The 19,744-nt window shown below is 31.9% G+C and carries 16 protein-coding genes and 1 tRNA gene; 11 read left to right on the top strand and 6 right to left on the bottom strand.

What is annotated here, in order from left to right:
- Positions 1 to 11: 11 nt before the first annotated feature.
- From phytr_RS02305 to phytr_RS02285, 5 genes are read left to right on the top strand one after another with little or no spacing between them, the layout of a single operon-like run.
- Positions 12 to 1,634 carry a glycosyltransferase gene (locus phytr_RS02305; protein ID WP_158706830.1) on the top strand — a complete coding sequence of 541 codons (1,623 nt, stop codon included), beginning with the start codon at positions 12 to 14 and terminating at the stop codon, positions 1,632 to 1,634.
- 4 nt (positions 1,635 to 1,638) lie between these two features.
- Positions 1,639 to 3,336, top strand: a complete 1,698-nt coding sequence (locus phytr_RS02300) for a glycosyltransferase (protein ID WP_106874281.1) — start codon at positions 1,639 to 1,641, stop codon at positions 3,334 to 3,336.
- Positions 3,337 to 3,340: 4 nt separating this feature from the next.
- Positions 3,341 to 5,062 carry a glycosyltransferase gene (locus phytr_RS02295; protein WP_106874280.1) on the top strand — a complete coding sequence of 574 codons (1,722 nt, stop codon included), beginning with the start codon at positions 3,341 to 3,343 and terminating at the stop codon, positions 5,060 to 5,062.
- Positions 5,063 to 5,067: 5 nt separating this feature from the next.
- Positions 5,068 to 6,789: a glycosyltransferase gene (locus tag phytr_RS02290; RefSeq protein WP_106874279.1), complete on the top strand. Its 1,722-nt coding sequence runs from the start codon at positions 5,068 to 5,070 to the stop codon at positions 6,787 to 6,789.
- 19 nt (positions 6,790 to 6,808) lie between these two features.
- Entirely contained in the window at positions 6,809 to 8,527 is a 1,719-nt protein-coding gene (locus phytr_RS02285; RefSeq protein WP_106874278.1) for a glycosyltransferase family 32 protein, read from the top strand.
- Between the two features lies 1 nt (position 8,528).
- Here phytr_RS02285 and phytr_RS02280 read toward each other — a convergent pair whose 3' ends face one another.
- The gene (locus phytr_RS02280; RefSeq protein WP_106874277.1) at positions 8,529 to 9,791 is read right to left on the bottom strand and encodes an MFS transporter; all 1,263 of its coding nucleotides are present in this window, start codon (positions 9,789 to 9,791) and stop codon (positions 8,529 to 8,531) included.
- 515 nt (positions 9,792 to 10,306) lie between these two features.
- Here phytr_RS02280 and phytr_RS02275 point away from each other — a divergent pair.
- The gene (locus phytr_RS02275) at positions 10,307 to 11,779 is read left to right on the top strand and encodes a porin (RefSeq protein ID WP_106874276.1); all 1,473 of its coding nucleotides are present in this window, start codon (positions 10,307 to 10,309) and stop codon (positions 11,777 to 11,779) included.
- A 264-nt stretch (positions 11,780 to 12,043) separates the two neighbouring features.
- On the opposite strand, the gene phytr_RS02270 is transcribed toward phytr_RS02275, so the two are convergent.
- From phytr_RS02270 to phytr_RS02250, 5 genes are all read right to left on the bottom strand, one after another.
- Positions 12,044 to 12,118, bottom strand: a tRNA-Val gene (locus phytr_RS02270).
- Between the two features lie 173 nt (positions 12,119 to 12,291).
- Positions 12,292 to 12,567, bottom strand: coding sequence for a hypothetical protein (locus phytr_RS02265; protein WP_106874275.1), 276 nt, complete (start codon positions 12,565 to 12,567; stop codon positions 12,292 to 12,294).
- Positions 12,568 to 12,807: 240 nt separating this feature from the next.
- Positions 12,808 to 13,569, bottom strand: coding sequence for a hypothetical protein (locus phytr_RS02260; RefSeq protein WP_106874274.1), 762 nt, complete (start codon positions 13,567 to 13,569; stop codon positions 12,808 to 12,810).
- Between the two features lie 232 nt (positions 13,570 to 13,801).
- The gene (locus phytr_RS02255; RefSeq protein ID WP_267895100.1) at positions 13,802 to 15,457 is read right to left on the bottom strand and encodes an ankyrin repeat domain-containing protein; all 1,656 of its coding nucleotides are present in this window, start codon (positions 15,455 to 15,457) and stop codon (positions 13,802 to 13,804) included.
- Positions 15,458 to 15,546: 89 nt separating this feature from the next.
- A complete protein-coding gene (locus phytr_RS02250) occupies positions 15,547 to 16,014 on the bottom strand; it encodes a diacylglycerol/polyprenol kinase family protein (RefSeq protein ID WP_158706829.1) in 468 nt (155 codons plus the stop codon).
- Between the two features lie 217 nt (positions 16,015 to 16,231).
- Between phytr_RS02250 and greA the strand changes: the two genes are divergently transcribed.
- The 5 genes from greA to phytr_RS02225 all read left to right on the top strand — a co-directional run bounded on the left by greA (position 16,232) and on the right by phytr_RS02225 (position 19,743).
- The gene (gene greA, locus phytr_RS02245) at positions 16,232 to 16,714 is read left to right on the top strand and encodes a transcription elongation factor GreA (protein WP_106874271.1); all 483 of its coding nucleotides are present in this window, start codon (positions 16,232 to 16,234) and stop codon (positions 16,712 to 16,714) included.
- A 1-nt stretch (position 16,715) separates the two neighbouring features.
- Entirely contained in the window at positions 16,716 to 17,693 is a 978-nt protein-coding gene (locus phytr_RS02240) for an RNA polymerase factor sigma-32 (protein WP_106874270.1), read from the top strand.
- Positions 17,690 to 18,022, top strand: a complete 333-nt coding sequence (fdxA, locus tag phytr_RS02235) for a ferredoxin FdxA (RefSeq protein WP_106874269.1) — start codon at positions 17,690 to 17,692, stop codon at positions 18,020 to 18,022. The genes phytr_RS02240 and fdxA overlap by 4 nt, the downstream gene beginning before the upstream one ends.
- A 42-nt stretch (positions 18,023 to 18,064) precedes the next feature.
- Positions 18,065 to 19,087: a peptide chain release factor 2 gene (prfB, locus tag phytr_RS02230; RefSeq protein WP_106874268.1), complete on the top strand. Its 1,023-nt coding sequence runs from the start codon at positions 18,065 to 18,067 to the stop codon at positions 19,085 to 19,087.
- An 80-nt stretch (positions 19,088 to 19,167) separates the two neighbouring features.
- Complete coding sequence (locus phytr_RS02225; protein WP_106874267.1) at positions 19,168 to 19,743, top strand: hypothetical protein; 576 nt, start codon at positions 19,168 to 19,170, stop codon at positions 19,741 to 19,743.
- The last annotated feature ends 1 nt before the right edge of the window (position 19,744 follow it).

Genomic DNA, 19,744 nt, shown 5'->3' with positions numbered 1-19,744 from the left:
ACATTAAGGATGTGGATTTTTTTCAATCTACTACTGGTGGAAATAAGATAGCCGCAAATTATTTAAAAAAAAATCTTTCTCGTTACGAGCTAATGCAAGATATATATGAAGCTAAAAAGCCTTCAATTATGCATTACTACGATAAACCTTTAATTCCCAAAGTTATGCATCACGTTTGGGATGGAGATCTGCCCCCTTTATATCAGAATTATCTTGATGAATGTAAAAAGGTTCATCCAACCTGGGAATTCAAGATATGGACCGACAAAGATATTAAATCTCTCAAATTAAACTATCAAGATGTCTATGATAAGGCGCGAAATTACGCCGGCAGATCCGATGTAGCAAGATATGAGATTTTATATAGATTTGGAGGGGTTTATAGGGATATGGATGTTAAGTGCTTAAGGCCCATTGATGATCTTAATCACATGTACGATTTTTTTGCACCTATTGATTATCCAAGAGTGGGGTGGCAAATGATATTAAATAATGGGGTGATAGGAGCTGGACCGAAACATCCTATTTTGAAAACTACTTTGGAGGTATTGAGAGATAAGTATGATGATTTTTGGAGAGAATTTGACGAAGGAGAAAATGACATAGATCTTTTTGAAGCAATGGTACCCCAAACTTCTATGCTACCCTTAACGGAAGGTTTTGTTGCTCATAGTAGTATAAATGACAAAAGTATTGCACTACCTACAACATACTTTTGGGCTTTTGCAAAAGTTAAGTACCATACGTTTTGGAGTGGTTTAAAATTAAGGTTTTTTGGTATTAACGAAGAACTTAAATCTACATTTCATGAATTAAAGCCAGAAACTTTAATGCATCACAACTTACTTAAAGAAGAAATTTTTACCTCTAGTTTTGAATACGGAAATGGTATGTATGATCCTCAGGTGAGAAAATTTTTTCACGATTTACAAAAACCAGATCAGCGTAAGATAAAAATATTTCAACAGGTATATAACCATAACCAGCCTTCAAGAGTAGGATTTAATAAAAAAAGCAAGATACCTCAAATTGTGCATTTTGTTGTTTTAGATGAAAATGAATTAAAAGTTTTAGAGCAAAATTTAGAAAACTGGCAAGTTTTAAATGCTAATTTTGAATTTAAAATTTGGGATCAAGATAAAATAAAATTAGAATTCAAAAACCTTAATTTATCTGATAAAGACAATTTAAGGTTCTATGTTGGTCTAAAAATCTTAGAAAAATTTGGAGGCACTTATGCTGACTTTAGAGCAAAGCCTCACAAACCAATATTTGAATTGAATAATAAGTATAACTTTTATTCAGGGCTTGTTCCTTTAACCCATGGAGGATCAAAAATATCTATCTCGCAAAAACTAATTGGATCAAGTATTAATCATCCTATTATATCTACAACGCTAGATAAACTTAACGCTCAAAATTTAGAAAAAATCAATGAAATTTTAGTACAGCAAGTATATCAAAAAATACACCTCTATGATGCAATTAGTGCAAAAAATATTGTACTACCTGCCGTTTATTTTGAACCGTTTGCAAAGTTAGAAGCAGATTCAAGGTGGAACAAAATTTACAGATCTATTTGGCGGGTTAATAGACCTTTTTCTCAGCTAACAGATTTTGTGGTGGTAGAATAAAATAATGCTTTTACGTTTAACTGTTTTGTTTTTGATATTAAATAGATTCTCTTTCGCTGTTCCTTATAACAATGTTATTGATGTAGATTTTATCCAATCTATGACGGACGGCAATGAAGTTGCTACCAAATTTTTAAAACAAAACGCTGTTAATTATGAATTTTTGAAAAATACCTATGAGGCTAAAAAGCCTTCTAAAATGCCTTATCTAGATAAACCCTTAATTCCTAAAGTAATGCATCATGTTTGGGATGGTGATCTGCCTCCTTTATATCAAAATTATTTTGATGAATGTAAAAAACTTCACCCAGATTGGGAATTTAAGTTTTGGAGCGACGAGGATATTAGATCTCTTAACTTAGAAAATCAAGATCTATATGATAAATCTAGAGATTACGCTGGTAGGTCCGATATTGCAAGGTACGAAATTTTGTATAAATTTGGTGGTGTTTATAGGGATTTGGATGTTAAATGTTTAAGGCCTATAGATGATTTAAATCATAAATATGATTTTTTTGCTCCGATTGAATACCCTATCACTTATTGGCCTGCGGTAATAAATAATGGCATCATTGGAGCCAATGCAGGTCATCCCGTATTAAAAAGAACCCTTGATATTATTCGCCAAAACTATGATACACAATGGGAAGTATTTGATTTAGGAAATGAAAAAACTGCTGACGAATTATATATGATGGTAGCAAAAGTATCAATGCTCCCACTAACTCAAAGCTTTATAGAGCAAACTAAACCCGATGACAAATCCATAGCATTACCTGCGAGTTATTTTTATGGTATATCCAATGTCTCATACTATACATTTTGGGAAGATGTTAAATCAATCATGCAAAACCGCTCTCCAGATTTTTCTACAGCTTTTCGTTTTTTTAAACCCGAAACCTTGATGCACCATAACGTCAAAAAAGAAGAAATATTTTCATCAGATTTTTTTGAGGGCAATTGTTTTAAAGATCCTCAAATTAAGAGTTTTTTAGATAGTTTATCTAAACCTAATAAAAGGAAATTGAAAAGTTTTTTGCATGTATATAATGATTTGTATCCTTCAAAAATTTCGTTCAATAAAGTTAGCAAAATAACGCAAGTGCTACATTTTGTAATTTTTGACAGAGCTGAATTAAAGATTTTAGAAACTAATCTTGATGATTGGAAAATGCAAAACGCTGCCTTTGAATTTAAAATTTGGGATCAAGATAAAATAAAATCAGAATTCAAAGAATTTGATAATAGTGATAATTTCAGATTTTATATAGGTTTAAAAATTCTTGAAAAATTTGGTGGCAGTTATGCCGATTATAGAAGCAAACCCCATAAACCAATATTTGAGCTAAATAATAAGTATAATTTTTACGCAGGATTTATGCCGTTGATTGATAAAGATTCAAAAATATCGCTTTCTCAAAAATTAATAGGAGCAAGTCCAAAACATCCTATTATTTCTAGTACGCTTAGTAAGGTTAATTCGGAAAATTTATTTCAAATTAATGACGTTCTAACAGCACAAGCTTATGAAAAAATTTATCTATATAATGAGGTAAATGCAAAAAATATAGTTTTTCCTGCCATTTATTTTGAACCGTTTGCTGATTTACCGAAGGATACTTTGTGGAATAAGATCTATAGGTTTATTTTCAGGATACCTAAGGCTTTTTCAAAATTAACGGATTTTGTAGTAGTAGAATAATTTTATGTTTTATCTTATTTTTTTATTTTCTTTATTGAACTATGTATCTGTTGCTGAGCCTTATAATAATATTTTAGATGTAAAAGATTTTGTAAAGTCTGTCACTGATGGAAATGAAGTTGCGATTAAATATTTAAAGCAAAATCCTGAAAATTTTAAGTTCTTCCAAGAACAATACGAACTTAAAAAACCCTCTAAGATGCCTTATTCTGAAAAACCTCTTATACCTAAGGTGATGCATCATATTTGGGATGGTGATCTAACTCCCTTATATGCTCATTACTTAAATGAGTGTAAGGTATTACATCCAGACTGGGAATTTAAGATATGGGGAGCAAAAGATATTGCTGATCTTAAATTAGAGTACCAAAATCTATATGATAAAGCTAGAAATTACCCTGGAAGATCTGATATTGCGAGGTATGAAATTTTGTATAGATTTGGGGGAGTTTATAGAGATATAGATGTTAAATGTTTAAGGCCAATAGATGATCTTAACCACAAATATGATTTTTTTGCTCCAATTGAATTTCCTATGACCGATTGGCAAGGAGTACTTAATAATGGCATTATAGCAGCTAGACCCAAACATCCTATCTTAAAATCAACTCTTGATGTCATAAGTAAAAATTCGGAGCAATATTGGGAAGAATTTGACCAAGGTAATGCTAAAATAGATCTTTATCAAAATATAGTAGCTAAGGTCTCTATGTTACCTCTTACCGATGGATTCAAACAACAAAGTCAGTCTGGTGATAAATCTGTTGCGCTGCCTGCATCATATTTTTGGGGATTGGGGCAGGTAAAATATCATAGCTTTTTTACAGGATTAAGATATATGATATCTAAAGATAGTAGCGAAGTTATTTCTGCATTTAATTCAATAAAGCCAGAAACTTTAATGAACCATAATTATTCTAAACAAGAAATTTTTGTATCAAATTTTGATTATGCTACCAATATGCACGATCCGCAGCTTAAAAGATTTTTCCGAAGTTTGTCAAAAGCAGATCAAAGAATTATAAAAAGTTTCAAACAAGCATATGATTCTGTCAAACCTTCATATGTAAACTGGAACAAAAAAAATAAAATTCCTGAAGTCCTTTATTTCCTTGTTTTTGATGATAAAGAAAAAGAAAAATTAGAAGAAAATTTACCTAATTGGAAAGTCTTAAATGCTGATCTAGAGATACAAATCTGGGATAAAAAAAGGTTAGGAGATAATTTTAAGGAATTAGATATTTCTATACCTAAGGATTTAGAAGAGTGCTTTAGATTCTTTGTTGGCTTAAAGATTTTAGAAAAATTCGGAGGCAATTATGCTGATTTTAGAGCCTATCCAAGAAAACCCTTGTTCGAGCTGAGTAATAAGTATAATTTTTATGCAGGATTGATGCCTTTAACTAAATTAAACTCTCAAGTTTTGTTTTCCCAAAAATTAATAGGAGCAAGTCCAAATCATCCAATTATTTCTAAAACTTTAGCAACAACAGATTTAAAGGACCTGTCTCTTTTAGAAGAAATAAATGCAAAATTAGTACGGCAGGCCCATACAAATCTTTACCTTTATGACGAAGTGAGTGCTCGTAATATTATTTTGCCAGCAGTATACTTCGAGCCATTAGCAAAGTTGGAAAAAGACTCTTTTTGGGACAGGGCTTATAGGTTTATTTTCAGAATACCTAGAGCTTTTTCAAAATTAACAGATTTTGTGGTAGTAGAATAATTTTTATGTTTTATCTTATTTTTTTGTTTTCTGTATTAAGCAATATATCTCTTGCTGAGCCTTATAATAATATTTTAGATGTAGATTTCTTTAAAGCTATAACTGATAACGACAAGGTAGCGACTAAATACTTACAAAAAAATCTCCCTGATTATAATTTAATGAAGAGTATTTATGAGACTAAAAAACCATCGAAGATGCTTTATTCTGAAAAGCCTCTTATACCAAAAGTGATGCATCAAATATGGTTTGGTGGTGATATACCCGCCTTGTATTTACATTACTTAAATGAATGTAAAATATTGCACCCGAATTGGGAATTCAAAATATGGAATGTAAAAGATATTAATGACCTCAAATTAGAATATCAAGGTTTATACGATAATGCTAGAAGTTATGCTGGACGAGCTGATATAGCAAGATATGAAATTTTATATAGATTTGGAGGAGTATATAGAGATATGGATGTTAAATGCTATAAACCTATAGATGATCTGAATCATAAATATGATTTTTTTGTTCCGATTGAATTTCCTACAGTCGATTGGCAGATGGTATTCAACAATGGAATTATAGGATCAAAACCTGGTCATCCAATTTTAAAAACGACTCTTGATCTAATACGTACTGAATTTGATAAACATTGGAAAGATTTTGATTCAGGAGATGAACCAATAGGAAAACTTTCTATAATGATTTCCAAATCTTCTATGCTACCTCTGAAGGATGCATTTGTTACTCATGTGACTTTAGAAGATAAAGCTATTGCATTCCCTCCAACATATTTTTGGTCTCTGGCGAGAATGAAATATCATACATTTTGGAGTGGTTTGAAATATATGATTTGGAAAGATAGTCAAGATTTGCCTTCCGCATTTCATGAGTTAAAACCTGAGACTTTAATGCATCACAACTTGCTCAAAGAAGAAATTTTATCATCAACTTTTGAATATGGAAATGGCATGTATGATCCACAAGTTAAAAGATTTATTCAAAATCTCAAAGGATTTGATGCTGTCAAGTTTAGAAGCTTTAAGCAACTATATGATGATCATAAACCTTCTAAGATAGGATGTAATCAAAAAGGTAGAATGCCTTATAGTGTGCATTTTGTGGTTTTTGATAAAGAAGAATTAAAAATTTTGGAAAAAAATCTTATCAATTGGAAACTTCAAAATGCAGATTTTGAGTTTTATATTTGGGATAAAGACAAAATTGCTTCCGAGTTTAAAGATTTAAGCGTAAGTGTACCAAATAATTTGCAAGAAAATTTTAGGTTTTATTTGGGCTTAAGAATTTTAGAGAAATTCGCTGGAGCATATGCCGATTATAAGGCAATACCTCATGCACCTATTTTTGAATTAAATAATAAACATACGTTTTATGTTGGTCTTATGCCTTTTACAAGTAAAGACTCAAAAATTAGGTTTTCGCAAAAGCTTATAGGAATCAGCCCGAATCACCCTATTCTCATTGAAACCTTAAAGCAAATTGATCCAAAAAATTTATCGACTTTAGAGAAAATAAATGAAATTTTGGTAGATAAAACCTATGAAAAAGCATACCTATATGATGCTGTCAATTCTAGGAATATTACTCTGCCTGCAGTTTATTTTGAGCCGTTTGCGAAGTTAGAAAATGAGTCATTTTCTAATAAGTTATCCAGGTTTGTGTTTAGAACAACAAAGGCTTTTTCAAAACTAACAGATTTTGTGGTAATAGAATAAATTTTATAAGTTATATAATATGTTTTTGCGTTATTTGATATTTTTACTTTATATAAACACTGCTTTAGCGCAGTATAATAATCTTCTTGATGTTGATTTTATTCAATCTCTGACAGATGGAGATGAGGGAGCAAAAGAACTAATCCAAAAAAATCCAAATAATCTTAAGATCTTAAAGGAGCAATATGATTCTAGAAAACCTTCTTTGATGCCTTACTCAGAAACACCTTTAATACCTAAAGTTATGCATCACGTTTGGGATGGAGATTTGAATCCTATTTATAGAAATTATCTGGAAGAATGCAAAAAAATTCATCCTGATTGGGAATTTAAGTTTTGGAGTGATAAAGACATAAGAGAATTAAACCTAGAAAATCAAGATTTATATGATAAATCGCGAAATTATGCTGGGCGTTCCGACATAGCAAGATATGAAATTTTATATAGATTTGGAGGGGTTTATAGAGATATAGATGTGAAATGTTATAGGCCAATAGACGACTTAAATCATAAATATGATTTTTTTGCGCCGATTGAATTTCCTACAAATTATTGGCAGGTAGTACTCAATAACGGAATCATAGGAGCCCGTCCTAACCATCCTGTTTTAAAATCTACACTTGAATTTATTAGGACTCATTTTGATGAACGTTGGAAAGCATTTGACGAAGGAGAGGAAAAAATTGTGAACAAGATATCTATGATGGTTGCAAGGACTTCAATGTTGCCACTGACTGATGGATTTATAAAAGAATATGAACATAACGATAAATCAATAGCATTACCTGCCAGCTATTTTTGGGCTCTTTCTAATATCAAATATCACACAATATGGGCAACTCTAAAATACATGATTTCAGGTAATAATTTTGATTCTCCTTCAGCTTTCAAATCATTAAAACCTGAAACTTTGATGTATCATAACTTTATCAAGGAGGAAATTTATTCTACAGGGTTTGATTACGCAAGCGGAATATATGATCCTCAAATAAAACGTTTTATTAAGTCTTTAAATAATTCTGAAAAAAGAACATTTAATGTTTTTAAGCAAGTTTATAATGAACATGCTCCATCAGCGGTACGAGGAGTTAAAAAGAGTAAAATGCCCGAAGTAATACATTTTATAATTTTTGATAATGAAGAATTAAAAGAGCTTCAGAGTCATCTACAAGACTGGCAGATACGTAATGCTGCTTTTGAATTTAATATTTGGACTAAGGATAAAATTTTCAACACTTTTAGTGAATTAAATATTGAAATTCCTGATAATCTTAAAGAACAATATAGGTTTTACATAGCCTTAAATATTTTAGAAAAATTTGGGGGTGCATATGCAAATTATTCTGTGATACCTCATAGACCTATATTCGATCTAAATAATAAATATAATTTCTATGCAGGACTAATGCCTATAATAAATAGTAATGCGCAACTTTTATTTTCACAAAAAATGATAGGTTCAAGTCCTAATCATATAATATTGTCTAAAACTTTAGAGCAAGTAAAATTAAAAGACTTATCTACCTTAGAGAATATAAATAGGACTTTAGTAACTCAAACATATAAAAACATATACCTATACGATGATATAGGCGCTAGAAATATTGTATTTCCAGCAGGTTACTTTGAGCCCTTTGCAAAATTAGATGACGATTCCTTAATGGATAAGTTAACTAGATTCATATTTAGAGAAGAAAGAGCTTTTTCTACACTTCCTAATTTTGCCGTATTACAGTGAGTTATAGCGAAAGATCTTTTTGATAGGTCTCTTGAAAGTATTTCACCATTATTCCGATACTGCATGTTACTAAAAAGGCAAGATATATGCCCATAGAATATACGTTACCTGTAGCGTTTATTAACATCATTGCAACCATTGGAGCCGTACCTCCAAAAATTGCCGCAGCTATATTATAAGATAAAGCTATGCCCGTTAATCTAAAGCTAGTTGGAAATATTTCTACTAATACTGTAGGAATTGGTCCCATATAACTTCCAAGAAGTATGCCAAAAATTATCTCGGCACTTAAAGCGGACCAAAAATCTTTCATTCCAAAAAGCAAAAAGATAGGATATATACATAAGGCTATCATGATACCACTAAAAGTCAGTACTGGTTTTCTTCCTATTCTATCCGTAATTAAAGCTGATATAGGCATAACAACAGTCATTGTTACAATGCCTGTGATATGGATTACGGTTGTCTGCCATGTGCTGTAATGTAAAACCTTATGCAAGAAAGTCTCTGTATATACTGTAAGAGTATAAAATGGAGCTGTAACCGTTATATACATCAATGAGCTCAGTAGTAAAGCTGGCCAGTTTTCTTTCAAAGTTTGTTTAGTTGGGATTGCTGAAATACGTCCTGCTGATTTAGCCTTAATGTAAAGAGGACTTTCGGTTAAACGTTTTCTAATATAAAGACCAACAAGTCCTATTAAAAAACCTGCAACAAAAGGTATACGCCAAGCCCATGCTCTTAATATGTTTGCTGGTATATAAAGTTTCATAAAATATGATATAAAAGACCCTAAGAGGATTCCTAAACACATACTGACAAATGGTATACTACCGATTAATCCACGATATTTACTTTTTGGTGCGTGTTCAACTAAGTATGAGATACACACGCTAAATTCTCCTCCTAAAGACAATCCTTGTAATAGACGCATTGAAGCAAGTATTATAGGTGCCATTATTCCAATTACCTGATAACTAGGTAAAATTCCTATAACTGCCGTAGGAATTGCCATGCTCATAATGCTAAGACTTAAAGCTACCTTACGTCCAAATTTGTCTCCTATAAAACTGAAAATTAATGCTCCAAGCGGTCTGATTACGAAACCTAAGGCAAAAATTGCAAATGTAATAATGTGTTTGGTAGAATCTGATGCTCCTCCTAGGAAAGTGTCACCTATAATGTATGCAAATTGAGCATATAAAGCGTAATCATACCATTCAAGTGCGTTGCCTAACATGCCAGAGATAATAACTTTTTTCATATATGAGTTTTAAAATTATAAAAATAAATTGTTCTGCATAAAAATTTTTCTTAAGTATGCTGCCGAAACTATAACTTAGATATTTAGATTGTTCCAAATAATAAAAGCTCAAAAAATATATTAAAATTAAGGTGTATTAAACTTACACATAGCACTTCTAATAAAGCAGTTTCTTTGGTAAACATCGTTAATGTTTCTATGTGTCTTTGGGTTTTTAAAAATATCTGGATGAGATTTTCTATAAATTTTTAACTCGGCGCTTTGTTAATAATCTCTCTAAAATGCGCTTTCATTCTACGACGATTAATATTTTTAATCAACCTAGTTTTAAAAGATATATACACATATCCTTTGAAGTATCTTTCACAAGGACTTTAAATAAGTGTGATAAAAATATCACACCATGAGTAATTCGTAAAAAAAAACAAATTGTGGCAATTTAGCTACTTGTTTTTACGAAAAAATATTTATAGTCTTTCAGGTGTACCTTAATTAACACATAATTAATTTTTAATATGAAACAAATTACTTTAATTCTTGCTACCTCTATGCTAATAGCTGGAAGCTCTTTTGCTGCTTATGAAGGACATCATGGTCATCATAAAAGTCCTCACCACAATCATCAGCATAAATCTAAACCGGCTGAGTCAAAGTCTAAAGCAGTAGTCAAGAAGGAAGAAGCTAAAGATGCAGTTAAAAAAGACGAAAAAGAAGAAAAGGATAGCGTAACTTCTCCTTTAAAAATTAATGCTTTGTTCGATTTTACAACTGGCACAAGATGGCAAGGAGGAAAAATAGATAATAAATATAAAAAGCTTACAGCGCATAATAAAAAACTATTTTTTGGATCAAATGCCAGCGTAATAGCAAATATCGAGCAAAAAACCGATGATTTAACATATGGTGCTAAAATTGTAATTAGTACAACCGCTGCTCCTAAAATGAGTGCATCTTACAATGGCTCTCACTTATATATTGAAAGTGCTGATTTTGGTAAAATTGAAGCTGGTGCACCAATTAACGTAAATAAAAGTATGTTAATCGATGCTGGTTCAGTTGCTGCTAATATGGCTGGAGCATCATGGTCAACTTTTATGGTGCTAAATCCTCAAGGTTTAGCAGGCTTTGATATAAATAATGAAGATTTTTATTTGTCTGAAATTAAATCCTCTGACTTAGGTGCTGTTGATAGGGAACCTTCAAGAAAAATAAACTACTATACACCGAAAATTAATGGTTTTCAATTTGGTGTAACATGGTGTCCCGACACAACAAATGGAGGTTCACATAAAGCACACGAAGCTAAGGCGTTTAATTCTAGAAAAGTTCAATACATTGATGGTACTGGTAATAGAAAATTCTATAGCATCCGTCATGGCGCAACTAACGCTTTTGCTCTAGGTGCAACTTACGAACAACAAGTAAATGAAGATACTTCTTGGAAAGTTGCTTTAACAGGTGAGTTTGGAAAAGCAATACAAGCGGCAGCTTACGAGCAACAAGGTGCGAATCCAGCCGAATTAGTCGATCCATCTGCAGTTAACAATACAAATGATAATATTCTAACTGGTGATCATAAATTAAAAAATCTGAAAGCTTATAATATAGGCGCTCAAGTCACAACTGGTAAATATAGTTATGCGGTTTCTTATGGTAATTTAGGAAAAAGTTTCACATCTAACAACGATGCTAAATTTTCCAAAAACGGAAGCAGAAGAAGCTATTTCTACTCTGCTGCTGTAGCTTATACTGAAGGTCAAATGAAAGTTAGCTTAACATATAGAGGTAGTAGCACTAGAAAAAATATAGCTAATGTCTTTGCTTTAGGTAGCGATTATCAGTTTAAAGAAGGCTTACAAGGTTATGCCGAACTAGCTTACGGTTATGGTAAAGGTAGAGGTAAAAAGGTGGAAGCTGGTCAATGGGTTGATGCTCGCCAAAAATTAAGAGGCGCAACTCTTTTACTGGGCTTAAGAGTTAAAGTTTAATTCTTAAAGCAAATACCTTGCAACTATGAATCCTTTGAAGCTGATTTTAGCTTCAAGGGATTTTTTTTATCTGGAAAAAAGCGCTAAAATCTTTCTCAGAAAGTATAATTAAAAATTCTGAACGCTACCAATCACACTAATTAATAATTACTTAAAAGCTTTGGATTTATATGGATAGTCTCTGAAGTTCTACGTAAAAATGTACGTATGTGATAGTTGATTTAAATAAAGCTGTATGGACTAATTTTACCACAATTATTGAAATGGTGGGCGATGACAGGGTCGAACTGCCGACCTCCTCGGTGTAAACGAGATGCTCTACCACTGAGCTAATCGCCCTAGCTATCTAAATATACTACATGAATTAAAGTTACAAAGCAAGTTATTAAACAATGATATAAAAATTCAAAAAGATATAACGCATTTAAAATTGAAATTTTTAATCTTGCAGTATTGGCTTAAGAAAGGCTTACAGCCTAAAGAGAAGGATATTTTATTGTTTTAGTTTTATTTTAGCGTGAGCGTTTTAGCTTTTTTGGTTTTTTGGGTAGAGAAGTTTTGTTGTTGATATTCAAAACCACAGCAGCCACATCTTGAGTAATTTTCACTAACTCTGCAAATACTTCTGGTTCTAAACCATGAGCAAAATTTATATCTGAAACATGATTATTATCAATTATACTTTTTGGATTACTATTTTTATTTATTTTATCGTTTTTGTGAGACGTATTTTGTAAAAGCTGATTACGAATACGTTCAGCAGAAGATTGATCGGATCTTGATTTCATCTAAAGTGCCTTATTATTCTTCATTTGATGTAAGTATATAGCTTATTTTGAAACTTTAGAAAAAGTTTCACAGTGATATCGATTTATTTTAAAGGTTAGTTGTAAAATATCATTTAGCAACTAACATAAAATTCACTAAAAAATAATAACAGTCAAAATTACTAAAACTTGATTTTTAGATATAATATTTGTTTACTCTCGATTAAGTCTATTTCAAAAGTACTATCAAACTCTGATATTTTAACGGCTGGGAGTTTTATCTTTTGATTCTTCAGTGCCTTTTTCCTTATTTTTTGATTCTATTCTTTGAGCATACGTCTTTTTTAGTTGATTTGTCCTACCTATTTCTTGTTTTGTTAAAAAACCTGATACAAGCCCTAGTACATTTCCTTCTCCTAAAACCTCTCTACTTGGTTGAACATGTGCCAACGGATCGTCTTTGCGTAAAGTAATTGCTTTTTCTGTGTTATCATAACCTTCTAATCTGTATCTCTTACCCGAGGATGGTTGTTTAATTGTTTCTACTTGTCGCATTGTCCCTACTTGATCACCTGGAATAGTACCATTTGTAGTGTATAACGGATTTTGAGCCCCTTGCAAATTACCTTGTAAGTATTTTTCGCCAATTATTGTATTGATTTCTTCTATTTGATTTGATAATTCAATGTTTTTGGGATACTTAGGCTGTAATTTTATTAATATTTCTCTATATTCTGACAATTCTTCTAAATTATATTTTTTATTATTTTGAAAAATTTTTGGTATTAATTTAAGCATTTTATCTTCCAGAAATTTCAACATTTCTGGTGCAAGGGAGGTAAGTGAACTACCTATCAAATCATTCAAATCTTGCTGGTTTGATTTTTTTAAACTTTGTTCGAGTGAAGAATGATAACCTTTTATTATTTTGAGAAATTCTAATTTGTCTGATATCTTATTTTCATCAAAATTAACACTCGCTATAAAATCTTTGAAAAGTGCATCAAAATCGTTTTCATCCATGATTACCTACCTGTTAAATTATTCTTATAATTTAACATTATAAGACTTTTTTGATGCGAAGGTCGTAAAAAGTGATACAATTTGCTTTAATGAGAAGGGCTGTAATTTATCCGCATCTAACAGTTCATGCAAAATACTATCGGTATTAGTAAATTATTTTAGGTTTTATAAGAAAAATTTTATGTTGAGATGAAGAGGATGAATATTGATTCATCAAGAAATTACTAAAAAATTAGTTTTCGTTCAGCTCGTCTTCCACTCCGAGTAATTGGGTCTTTGTTGCGTAGCTTAATTCAATCTTCTCAACATCCGTCATGCTTAATTTATCTGCTTTGTTTTGACTTTTTTCTATTATCCTTTCAGTATCTGATTTAGGTCTTTTTATGGAACTATATATGCTTTTTGAGGGTTTGGTGGTTTGGCATAATCGACCAGCCTCCAATTTACCTAAAAATTCAGCTATATTTTTGCAAATATTTCTCTCTCCTAAAGATGGATTGGTATACATTTCGGGATTTTCTTTTATAAGCTCACGATGATACGTTACGCCTGAAGCATTTTCTTCTCTAGTGGTTAAATGTGCTTCTATCTTTGTGTTATATAGCGTATTACTAACCTGATCACTAATATGGTTAAGTAATGATTCATCAAATAATTCGAGCGTTTTCTTAAATTTTATATTATCATTAAACTCAGGATTAATATTAAGTAATTTTGCTATCTCGTACTCTTCTACTTCCATGTTTTTATTGGTATATCCTTCTTTAATCCTTTTGTATAGGGTATTGATTATAAATTCTTTCATCTCAAAATTTTCCATAAACACAGGAAAATCTAAGATGGTTTTGCCATTTTTAAACTTCAAACAAGCGTTATGATTGATGAGTATTTGAGCCACTTTTATATTCTTTTCTTTTATAGCAATCAACAAAGGAGTCCAATGGCGAGTAACTGCATTCACATCTGCTCCGTGATTTAACAATATCTCCACTACATCTATGTTGCCTACTTCTGCAGCTTCATGTAAAGGCGTTTTCCCTTTGTGCGTTTTTGCATCTACGTTTGCTCCTTTTTTTAACAATTTGTGAATTGTATCTATATTTTCTACCTGAACAGCACGATACAAAGGTGTATATCCAAATTCAGATGTTATATTTGCATCAGCCCCAGCATCTAATAGTAGTTGAACCGCATCTGTTTCACCCGCATGAGCAGCTATATGTAAAGCCGTATTTCTATCTTGATCTAGTGCATTTACGTCTGCATTTGCATTTAATAGTTCTTCCATTATATCTACGTATGCTGCAGCATACATTAGGGGTGTCAATCCTTGATCATTTTTTAGATTTGAATCTGCCCCTTTACTTAATAACAACTGCACTATACCTTTATTGTGCTCTTTTGATGCGATATGTAAAGCAGAAATTCCTTTGGTATTAGTTACATTTACATTTATTTCTAGTTCTAAAAACTTACGCACTATATCTATTCTGTCTAGATATGCAGCATAAAGCCAAGGTGTCAATCCTTTACTATTCTCTATCTCTAAGTTTGCACCTGCATTTAATAATATTTGGATCACTGCTTCCTTATTTCCGATCATTGCTTCGTGTAAAGCTGTATTTCCATATTCGTTAAACGCATTTACATCAGCGCCTTTTTCTAACAAATAGCTAATCATATATATATTTTCCTGGCTTACAGCCATCATCAAAGGTGTAAACCCTTGAGGATTTGCCAAATTAGGATCGGCTCCAGCTTCTAATAGCGTATTGACTAGACTTGTATTATTATCGTATATAGCTTTGTCTAGAGGTGTTAGCCCACGATGATCTCTTTGACTTATCTCTAAATTTTCCATAAGGGATTTTAATGCTTCTTTTTCTATAAAATACCTTGATATTATTTAAAGTATAAAACTTTTTTTAATCTTTTGCAATACTATGTTAAGTTCTTTTGCAAATTAAAAAATTATCCTTAACAAACTATGCAGAAAACTATAGGTATCAGTAGATTATCGTCTATTTTGAGCTTGGTAGAGAAAAATTCAGCTATTGTTGTTATTAATACTGCTGAGGCTAGTTTATAATACGATATCTCCCACAACAAAAGCTTTGCTGCGCTTATTGCAATAGCCAGACCAGATAAGAAAAATACTAAGCTTCCTTCTAAAGACTTACCACAAGATAGTTTACGACCGTATTGTTTGCCAATTATAGAGGCTAGGCTATCTGATATAATTAAAATTAACCAAGAAGTAATAGCTTTTTCCTTAGAAAAAAAGATAGCGGTTAGTAAGAACCCTAGAAACATGTAGCTGCTGCCAGATAAATTTTTTAGACCGCTCTTTTCGTGAGGCTTCATGATAGAAGCAAAAATTTTATCTATAGCCCCTTGTATTTCAGGTATGTAGTTCCTACTTATATCTATAGAAAGTATGAGCAAATTTAAAAAAAATAACAAAGTGATTATAGATGATTTGCTCCAAAAGTGGTATAATATAGGGAAGATGATTGAAAGGCCATGAAAAGCTTTTCTTTTAAACTCGAAGCTAAGCATTATTAAAATTATTTAAAATATTGAAGTTTTATTTGAATTAGGACTTTTGTATGTATAATTAAAATTTTAGGCGTTATAAATAAATTGTCAAAAACATTTTAGTATGAACAAATTTCCTATTACTCATCAAGGAGCAAAAAAAATGGAAGAAGAGTTAAAACAACTCAAACACATGCGTCCAGAAGTAATTCAAGCCATAGCCACTGCACGCGAGCAAGGTGATCTTTCGGAGAATGCTGAATATCACGCTGCAAGAGAAAAACAAGGCTTTATTGAAGGACGTATTGCAGAGCTAGAAAATAAAATTTCGAGAGCTGATATAATAGATTTTACAAATCTTCATCATGATACAGTAACTTTCGGTGCAACGGTTGAGTTACTTGATGAAGATACAAATGAGAAAAAAAGCTTCTCTATAGTAGGAGAATATGAAAGTGATATCTCAAAGGGTTTAATATCTAATGTTTCTCCTCTTGCTGAAGAGTTAATTGGTAAGCGTGTAGGTGATATAGTTGAGGTAAATACCCCAAGAGGCTTAGTGAGTTATGAAATTTTAAGTATACAATATAAAGAATTAAATATTTAAAATGAAACAAGATTTTGAATTAGATTTGGAAGAAGTATCGCAAGAGCAAGAAGAGACTTCATCTAGTGAACTGGTTCCTACGGAACAAGTAGTAGAACTCCCAAGTCTTTCATATGAAAATTCACTTCAGAGGTATTTGTCTGAGGTTAATAGAATACCATCCCTTTCAGCAGAAGAGGAATTCTTGCTTGCAAAAAATCTTTTAGAGCATTCAGACAAAAAGGCAGCTGGTAGGTTGATTACAAGTCATCTAAAATTAGTCGCAAAAATTGCTTTGTCTTACAGACACTACGGCTTACCTATTAATGAGCTTATTTCAGAAGGCAATCTTGGTCTAATTCATGCTGTTAAAAAATATAATCCTGACCTTGGTTTTAGATTATCAACATATGCTGTTTGGTGGATCAAGGCTAATATTCAAGATTACATTCTAAAATCATGGTCCTTAGTTAAAATTGGTTCTAGTGCAATGCATAAGAAGCTATTTTTTAACCTAGCAAGAATTAAAAATAAAATCTCTTCCATGTATTCTCGTGAAGTAAATGATCAAGATTATGAGAACATTGCTAAAGAACTTGGACTGGCCAAAAAAGATGTAATAGAGGTCGATGAGCGTTTATTCAAGCGTGATATGTCTTTGAATCAGCCAGTACAAGATGATCAAAACAGCGCTCAGATGATAGATTGTTTGGTTGATACGTCTCCTGATCAAGAAAACACTCTTGTGTTAAATGAGGAAAATATGATTAAAAAACAAGCTTTAGTCCAAGGTCTAAAGAGCTTAAATGAAAGGGAGCTATATATAATTAAACATCGTAAACTAAAAAACCCTGCCAGCACTTTAGAAGAACTGAGCAATAAGTTTAGCATATCTAAAGAGAGGGTACGTCAAATTGAAGGTAGGGCGTTTGAAAAGTTGCAAAATTTCGTACTTAGTAAGTTTGCGGAAGTTCAGCAAAACCCACAATTATTATCATGACCCACGTTGTAACTCAGGCTTGCATTAAATGTAAATATACGGACTGCGTTGAGGTATGTCCCGTTTCTTGTTTTTATGAAGGACGTAACATGGTCATTATTGATCCTGATGTCTGCATAGATTGCGGTGTATGCGTTGCTGAATGTCCAATAGGAGCTATTAGGCCAGAAAATCCAGATCACGCCGATATGATTACGACAGCTCGTAAGTTATCCAAAGTATGGCCGAACATTACACATGCTAAAAGGCCTTTGTCTGATGCTGATGATTATAAAGATGAGGATGATAAATGGGATAAGTACTTTAAAGAAGAGAATATAGATTTATGATAATAGATGAAATAAATAGTCTGATGTCAATCATCAGCGGGTATCTTTGAAGTAGATAAACTTCAACAAAAATTAGCTCTATTAGAACAAGAGATAAACTCTCAAAATCTTTGGGATACTCCCCAAAAAGCTCGAACTATTCTTAAGGAAAAAAGTGATTTAGAAAACACTTTAGAAGGTTATTTGCAACTTAATGAGCGTTTCTTAGAATATTCTGAATTTTTAAAAGATGATCTAGATGAAGACTTGCGCGCCGAAATAGAAGCTGAATTGTTAAGAATTAAGCAAGAAGCTGAAGAGTTTAAGATGAGTATGATTTTCAGTGGCGTCGATGATAACCAAAATTGTTTTATGGATCTGAATGCAGGATCTGGGGGTACTGAAAGCCAAGATTGGGCTGAAATGATGATGCGTATGTATCTAAGATTTGCAGAAAAACTTAAGATTAAGACTCAGATTATTGATACCTTATACGGTGAAGAAGCTGGTATTAAATCTGCAACTATTAGATTCAGCGGATATAATTCATATGGATGGCTTAAAACTGAAACGGGAGTACATCGTTTAGTGCGTATGTCACCCTTTAACGCGGCGGGGAAAAGAATGACTAGTTTTGCAAGCTGTTATGTATACCCTGAAAAAGATGATCAGATTAACATACAAATTGATGAAAAAGATTTGCGAATAGAAACCTATAGATCTTCAGGAGCCGGAGGACAACATGTTAATACTACGGATTCAGCCGTAAGGATTACTCATATCCCAACAAACACAGTTGTTACATGCCAAAATGAACGCTCTCAGCATAAAAATAAGGCAACTGCCATGAGTATGCTTAAGTCTCGTTTATATGATTTAGAAAAACAAAAACGTCAAGAAGCAGAAAATATTGCAAATTCTAAGAAGGCTGATAATACGTGGGGAAATCAAATTAGATCTTATGTGCTTCAACCAGACCAGATGGTTAAGGATTTACGCACTGGCCACCAAAATTTTGACGCCAAATCCGTTTTAGATGGAAATTTGAAAGATTTTGTCATAGAAGCTTTATGTCAAAAAATTTAAGGCCTCTTTTATCATATAAGGTTTACTTGCATTATAAATTACTATAATCATTAAAACTAGGGTAACTTATCATAGTTTTAATGAGACACTTAGTTTTTTTATCTTGCATCTTTTTGTTCACTTGTGCATTTGCAAGCGACAATTTTATTGCTCCAACTGATCAAAATAATAAAAAGCAACAAGAAACATTAGATACAAACGAACAAAAAGATCTGCCCCCCGTTTTTAAGGTTAATAGTTATAGTTTGTTAGATGAGATGAGACTAACACAAAAAATATATAAGAAAACAGTTTCTTCAACTAAAAAATTTGACCAAAAAAATATAGCAACAAGCAATGCAACTGATTTTATACCTTATGCAGATCCGTTTGATCAAATTTTGAATATATATGATAAGAATAAGATGTTAAGTTCATATCGTCAGTATAAAGTTGGTAAATTTGCCGCAAAAGTAAGACGAGTATCTTTGTTTGAGCAAAATCCTAAGGATGTTTTTACTACTTTTAGGATAGATTATGAAACTGGTTTAAATATCGTGCCATATGTTGAAGCTGTGCCGTTTGATCGTATCTCTAATAAGCCTATGCGCAACATTACGCCAGATATGAAAAAGCGCTCTACTTTATTCTTAATTGGTACCAAGATAGAGTTTTAAT

The organism is Candidatus Phycorickettsia trachydisci, from assembly GCF_003015145.1.
In the GTDB taxonomy this organism is placed as follows: Bacteria; Pseudomonadota; Alphaproteobacteria; order Rickettsiales; family Rickettsiaceae; genus Phycorickettsia; species Phycorickettsia trachydisci.
This window is presented reverse-complemented; position numbering and strand designations above follow the sequence as displayed.